Below are 6,496 nucleotides of genomic sequence, written 5' to 3' on the forward strand. Positions count from 1 at the left end.
CGCGGGAGGCCGGTCGTCAAGGCGTGTTGGGGTTCAGCCAGAGGTTGGTGACGTCGAAGACCTGGTACGACGGCAGGTACAGGGCGTTCTGCACCCGCTTGTTCTTGTAGAGCGGCGTGTTCTGGTTGTTCAGCGGCACGATCACCGCGTCGGCCAGCACCGTCTGGTCGGCCTCGTGCCACAGCGCCGCGGCCTTGGCCTGGTCGGTCTCGGCGAGCGCCCGCTTGATCAGGTCGTCCACCTTGGGGTTGCTGTAGCAGCCGTAGTTGCTGGTGCCGGCGTTGCAGTTGGTCTGGAACAGCGGCTGCATGACCGCGCGGCCGTTGTTGCCATACCAGTCGGGGATCCAGCCGGGGGCCGACAGGTCCCATTCGCTGTTCTTGGCGTGCGAGGGCGTCTGGAGGTAGGTGTAGTAGTCGCCCTGGCGCAGCGGCAGGCCCTTGACGGTGATCCCGCACTTCTTCAGGTCGGCCGCGTACGACTGGAAGTTGGCCGGGTGGTTGCCCGCGTTGCGGAAGGCGCCGATGAGGGTCAGCCCGTTGGGGTAGCCGGCCTCGCTCAGCAGCTGCTTGCACTTGGCGGGGTCGCCCTGGTCGCCCGGCGTGGGGTACGGGTTGTACTCCTGGTAGCCGATGTTGCCGGGCGGGATGACCGTGTGCAGTGCGGTCGCCACGTCCGCGCCGCCGTAGATCTTGGCGATGGCGGTCTTGTTGATCGCGTACTCGATGGCCTGGCGGACCTTGAGCTTGCCCATCGCCCCGCCGGCGTTCTTGCTCTGCAGGTTGAACACCACGTACGGGTTCGTCACCGCGCCGGGGAAGATCGTGAAGTTGGGGTCGTTGCTCTTGAGCTGCGGGATCTGCGAGGTCGGCACCGGCAGGTCCCACGACAGGTCGGCGCTGCCGGCCTCGATCTGCTGCTGCACCGCGTCGGGCTCGCCGACGCCCATCTTGACGTCGATGGCGTTGACGTACTGGTGCCTGATCGGGTCGGACTCCTGCTTCCAGGCCGGGTTCTTCTCCAGCCGGATCGACTTGGTGGCCACGTACGACGTGATCTTGTACGGGCCGTTGGAGATCACGTGCTGGCGGAAGGTGGCGTCGTCGGGGACGTACTGGTCGTACTCCTGCGGCGCCGCCGAGGCGAAGTTCAGGGCCAGGATGTTGAGGAAGTCACCGGCCGGCTGGGTCAGGGTGAAGACGATCGTCTTGTCGTCCTTGGCCTGCACGCCGGCGATGTCGTGGCCGTTCTGGAAGTCGGCCAGGGCCTTGGCGGTGGGCTTGGCCTTCTCGAACGCCTTGATGTAGGCGTCGCAGTACTCGGCCATGCCCTTGATCGTGCTGGTGTAGTAGCCGGGCGCGCCGGAGCCCGCCACCGGGTTGCAGATGCGCTTGAACCCGCGGACGAAGTCGCCCGCCGTCACCGGCCGCGGCGGCTGGGTGTCCCACTGCACGCCGTCGCGCAACTTGATCGTGTACGTGAGCTTGTCGGCGCTCAGGCCGCCGTTCGCCTCGGTGGGCAGCTCGGTCGCTATGTCGGGCAGCACCTCGTAGCCCTTGGTGGTGTCGGCTCCCGCCGCGACGCCCTGGAGGGCGTACAGCTGGCGCGAGTAGCCGCGCATGATCCCGATGGTGACGACGTAGTAGATGCTGGTCGGGTCGAGATGGTCGACGTCGCCCGAGCCCACGAGCCTGAGCGTGCCGCCCGTGACGGGGCTTCCCGAGCTCTGGCTCGCGGCGGGGGGCGGAGCGGATTTGCTGGTTCCGTTCTGCGTCGCGCAGGAGGTGGCGAGCAGAGTTGCCGCCGCCACCGTGATGATGCTGAGATGGCGCAAGCTGGCCATCTGGCCTCCCTCGTGCCGAGATGGGGGTGTTGTTGGCTGGCACAGCTGGGGCGCGTGTCGTGGCCGCGACGCGCGCCCCACGTTTACTGAGACGAGCAACCCATGCCGGAGGAAGACTGTCGAGGTCGGTTACGTAACTGTTTGCGACTAGCGACTGGTCGGTAATGCTGATTCAGTACGGGAATTGTCTGGAGATCGCGACATTAACTGAATAGCTGCTGGTAGAAAGCCAGCTCGGCGGCCAAGGCCGCGACGCGCGTCTCCATTCGGCGAAATCCGTGGGATTCGCCGTCGAAAGCGAGATAGGTGCACGGGACGCCGCGCTCGGACAATGCGTCGGCGAAGGCCGTCGACTGCTCGGGCGGCACCACCGGGTCGTCGAGCCCCTGCAGCAGCAGCATCGGGCAGGACACCCCGTCGACCAGGCCGAGCGGCTCCCTGGAGGCGTAGACGGCCGGGTCGTCGCCGACCAGCCACTCGACGTAACGCGACTCGAAGTCGTGGGTGTGCGCGGCGAGCGGCGCGAGGGCGCTGACGCCGTAGTAGGACACCCCGCCCGCGAACACGCCGGAACGGCAGCAGGCGGCCATCACCGTCCAGCCGCCCGCGCTGCCGCCGCGCACCGCGATGCGGGCCGGGTCGGCCAGCCCGGAGTCGGCCAGCCACTGGGCGGCGGCGACGGTGTCGGCGACGTCGACCAGCCCCCACTGCCCGCGCAGCCGCTCCCGGTAGGCGCGGCCGTAGCCGGTGGAGCCGCCGTAGTTGACGTCGAGCACGCCGATGCCGCGCGAGGTCAGGAACGCCTTCTCCAGGTCGAGCGCCGTGTCGGCGTGGGCGGTCGGGCCGCCGTGCACGAACACCACGAACGGCGTCGGCTCCTCGGCGACCTGGTGCAGGAAGGCGTGCACGGGCCGCTCGCCCGGCACGACCACCGGCCGCGGGTCGGGCACGCCGGACAGGTCGGGCAGCCGCTCGTCGGCCCGCGCCAGCGGCTCGGCCCGCCCGGAGGCGACGTCGACCCGCACGACCGAGCGCGGCAGCCGGGCGGCGTGGCCGACGCCCGTCACGGACATGCCGTCGGCGGCGAGCGCGGCCTGCCATCCGGTGTAGGGCAGGTCGAGGTCGTGCAGCGCTCCCGTGTCCGGGTCGAGCACGCCCAGCCGCAGGTCGCCGCGCCCGTGCAGGACGGCGAGCCGCCCGTCGCCGAGCACGGTGTAGGGCGCGCCGCCGAGCTGCCACGGCGGCTGCGTGAACTCCTCCTCGGCCGGGCACAACGCCCGCGGCGCGGCGCCGTCGAGGCCGCACTCGTAGAGGTTCCACCAGCCGGAGCGGTCGGAGACCAGGTAGAGGGTGGCGTCGTCCTTCCAGGCGGGCGACAGGACGGACTCCGCCGCGCCGCCCAGCACCGTGCGGGCCTGCCCGTCGCGCAGCCGGACGACGCGCAGCTCGGTGCCGTCCCAGGGCATGCGGGGGTGGTTCCAGCAGACGTAGGCCAGGTGGGCGCCGTCGGGGGACAGGACGGGGGAGGCGTAGAAGTCGTGGCCGCAGGCCCGCTCCCGGGGCTCGCCGCCCGCCAGCGGGATCGACACGACGGACCGGGTGATCTTGCCGTGCTCGCCGTGGTGCTCGCGCACCGCCCACACCTCGCCGTCGTGGACGGTGAGGTCGGCGTAGCGGGAACCTTCGGCGGTGAGAGGTTTCGGCTGGCCGTTTTGCCCGAGAAGGTACAGGCGCTGGTCGGCCAGAGCGGCGAAGACCACGTCGCCGCCCGGCGTCACGGCATAGGGACGGCCGCCGTACTCGTGCACCCTCGTGCGCGCGCTCCAGGGGGCGGGCAGCAGGTCACGGCAGGTGCCGTCGGCCTCGCGGCGGACGATCGCGGTGCGGCCGCCCTCGCCCGGACGGTCTTCGGTCCACCACACCCGGCCGCCCTGGGCGACGGGCCAGCCGGGCCGCAGACCGGCGGCGGCGACGTCGCGGGCGGAGATGGGGGACGGCCAGAAAGGCATACCCGCATCCTGCCGGAAGATCCGGGGCCGTGGGGCGCGATCAAGAACATCTCTCCTGCGGCGGCATCGAGGCAGGCAGGTTGAGCCCGGTGTCGCCGAACCACTTGCGCAGCAGCCGCGTGGCCGTCCCGTCCCGCCACATCTCGGCCACGGCCTGCTCGGCGGCCTCGCAGGTCTCGATGTCGCCCTTCTTCAGGCCGATGGCGTACCGCTCGTCGGTGAAGGGGTCGTTCAGCAGCCGGAACAGGCCGGGGGCCTGCTGGGCGAAGCCGGCCAGGGTCAGGTCCTCGGTGGAGACGGCGTCCAGCTCGTTGTCGCTGAGCTTGCGCACGCAGTCGGAGTAGTTGGCCGCAGGCACGGCCACGACGGGCAGGTCGAGCTTGCCGTCCGGCGGCGGGTCGGCGACGCGCTTGAAGGAGTTGGAGCCCGGCACCTGGCACACGCGCTTGCCCCGCAGGTCGGTGACCTGGCGGATGGAGGCGTCCTCGGCCCGGACCATCGTGTCCTGGTGCACGAGCACGTACGGGCCGGCGAAGGTCACCTTGGGCCTGCGGGCCTCGGTGATGGAGTAGGTGGCGAACACCATGTCCACGGTGCCGTTCTGGAGCAGCGCCTCGCGGCCCGCCGCCGGCGCCTCCCGCCAGGTGATGCGCACGGGCCGGCCGCGGGCCAGCTTGGCGACGACGTACCGGGCGACGTCCACGTCGAAGCCCACGGGATCGCCGGGACCGGCCTTCAGGCCCAGGCTCGGCTGGTCCCACTTGGTGCCCACGATGACCTGGCCGGTGCCCCTGATCTTGCCCACGACGCTGGAGTAGGCGCCGCCGCCACCGCACGCCACCGGTACGGCGAACGCGGCCGTGCCGGCCAGCGCCACCACGACTCCACGTATCCGCACGCACAGGAGTCTGTGGGGTCGGCGGCCCCGCGGGGCCGGTCCGCGTGCCGCGTGGGCGAAGATCTGAGGCTTTCTTTACGAGACGGCGGCGGGACGGAAGCCTCCGCCGCCGTCTCGCGGGTCACTCCACGGGGATGTCGGGCGCCATGCCGCCGCCCTCGGTGCCCTGGCCGGTGGCGACGCCGACGGAGGCCGCGCCGGGGGTGGCGATCGGCCGCGCCGAGGTCTTCCTGCTGCGCCGGCTGCGCCGCTCCAGCAGGGTGGCCAGGTAGCTCAGCGTCATGTTGAGCGTCACGTAGATGACGCCGATGACGATCGCCGCCGGGATCAGCGAGCCGAAGTACGCGGCCGGCAGGATCTTGAACCCGGTGTTGAGCAGGTCGACGTAGGCGATGATGTAGCCGAGCGCGGTGTCCTTCAGCAGCACCACGAGCTGGCTGACGATCGCCGGCATCATCGTCGTGACCGCCTGCGGCAGCAGCACCAGGCGCAGCACCTGGTTCTTGCGCATGCCCACCGCGCAGGCGGCCTCGGCCTGCCCCTTGGGGATGGCGTGCACGCCCGCGCGCACGATCTCCGCCAGCACGGAGCCGTTGTAGAACATCAGGCCCAGCACCACCGCGATGAAGGCGTAGTCGCCGCCGCCGGCGACGGCGGGCGCCAGGTAGAAGATGAAGAAGATCAGCAGCAGCAGCGGGATGGCCCTGAAGATCTCCACCACCGCGGCCGCCGGCACCCTGATCCAGGCGTGGTCGGAGAGCCTGGCCAGGCCGAAGACCGCGCCGAAGACCAGCGCGAGCACCGCCGCGGCGGCCGCCGCCTCCAGCGTGCCGAGCAGGCCCGGCAGGATGAACTCCCGCCACACCTCGGCCGTCAGGAACGGCTGCCAGATCTTGCCGTCCCACTGGCCCTTGGCGTCGAAGCCCCGGTAGACGAAGTACACGACGGCCAGGACCGCCAGGACACTGATCGCCGTCAGCAGGTGGTTGCGCACCCGGGCCCGGGGGCCGGGGGCGTCGAACAGGACGGACGCGCTCATCGTGCCACCGCCAGACGCCGGGCCAGCCAGCCGGAGAAGAAGCCGATCGGCATGGTCACGGCCATGAAGGCCACGACCACCCCGAGGAAGATCGGGATCGAGGCCCCCGTGGTGTCGAACGTGAGCTTCATCTCCGCGGCCACGTCGGCGGCGTACCCGCCGGCGACCGCCACCGTCGTGTTCTTGATCATCGCGATCATCACGCTGGCCAGCGGCGCGATGACCGATCGGAACGCCTGCGGCAGGATGATCAGCCGCAGCGTCTGCATGAAGCTCAGCCCGATCGCCCGGGCCGCCTCCGCCTGTCCCATCGGGACCGTGTTGATGCCCGAGCGCACCGCCTCGCACACGAACGCCGACGTGTAGATCGACAGGCCCATCGAGACGATCCAGAAGGAGTTCGTCCGCGGCTCGCCGGAGAAGACGAGGCCGAGCTTGTCGCTCAGGCCCAGCGCCGAGAACGCCAGCACCAGGGTGAGGGGGGTGTTGCGCACCACGTTCACGTAGACCGTGCCCACCGCGCGCAGCACGGGCGTCGGGGAGACGCGCATCCCGGCCAGGACCGTCCCGAGGACGAGCGAGACGACCGCGGCCACGAGCGCGATCCTGATGTTCCCCCAGAAGCCCATCGCGAGGTCGGGCAGGTACTTGATTAGTTCATCCATCGTGCTCCACCGCATAGAGCGGCGGCGGCCGGGATCCCGGCC

5 protein-coding genes are annotated in these 6,496 nt (G+C 70.7%); all 5 read right to left on the reverse strand.

The window, feature by feature from the left end; translation table 11 throughout:
* Positions 1–16: 16 nt before the first annotated feature.
* Positions 17–1,843 carry an ABC transporter substrate-binding protein gene (locus tag AB0J71_RS18270; RefSeq protein ID WP_352327364.1) on the reverse strand — a complete coding sequence of 609 codons (1,827 nt, stop codon included), beginning with the start codon at positions 1,841–1,843 and terminating at the stop codon, positions 17–19.
* 203 nt (positions 1,844–2,046) lie between these two features.
* On the reverse strand, positions 2,047–3,852 hold the full coding sequence (locus AB0J71_RS18275; protein ID WP_352327365.1) for a prolyl oligopeptidase family serine peptidase: 1,806 nt from the start codon (positions 3,850–3,852) through the stop codon (positions 2,047–2,049).
* 40 nt (positions 3,853–3,892) lie between these two features.
* Positions 3,893–4,750 carry a glutamate ABC transporter substrate-binding protein gene (locus AB0J71_RS18280; protein WP_352327366.1) on the reverse strand — a complete coding sequence of 286 codons (858 nt, stop codon included), beginning with the start codon at positions 4,748–4,750 and terminating at the stop codon, positions 3,893–3,895.
* A gap of 121 nt (positions 4,751–4,871) precedes the next feature.
* Positions 4,872–5,789: an amino acid ABC transporter permease gene (locus tag AB0J71_RS18285; protein ID WP_364415071.1), complete on the reverse strand. Its 918-nt coding sequence runs from the start codon at positions 5,787–5,789 to the stop codon at positions 4,872–4,874.
* Positions 5,786–6,454 carry an amino acid ABC transporter permease gene (locus AB0J71_RS18290; protein WP_352331392.1) on the reverse strand — a complete coding sequence of 223 codons (669 nt, stop codon included), beginning with the start codon at positions 6,452–6,454 and terminating at the stop codon, positions 5,786–5,788. The genes AB0J71_RS18285 and AB0J71_RS18290 overlap by 4 nt, the downstream gene beginning before the upstream one ends.
* Positions 6,455–6,496 lie beyond the last annotated feature (42 nt).

It is taken from the genome of Nonomuraea sp. NPDC049637 (genome assembly GCF_040675235.1).
Lineage (GTDB): Bacteria > Actinomycetota > Actinomycetes > Streptosporangiales > Streptosporangiaceae > Nonomuraea.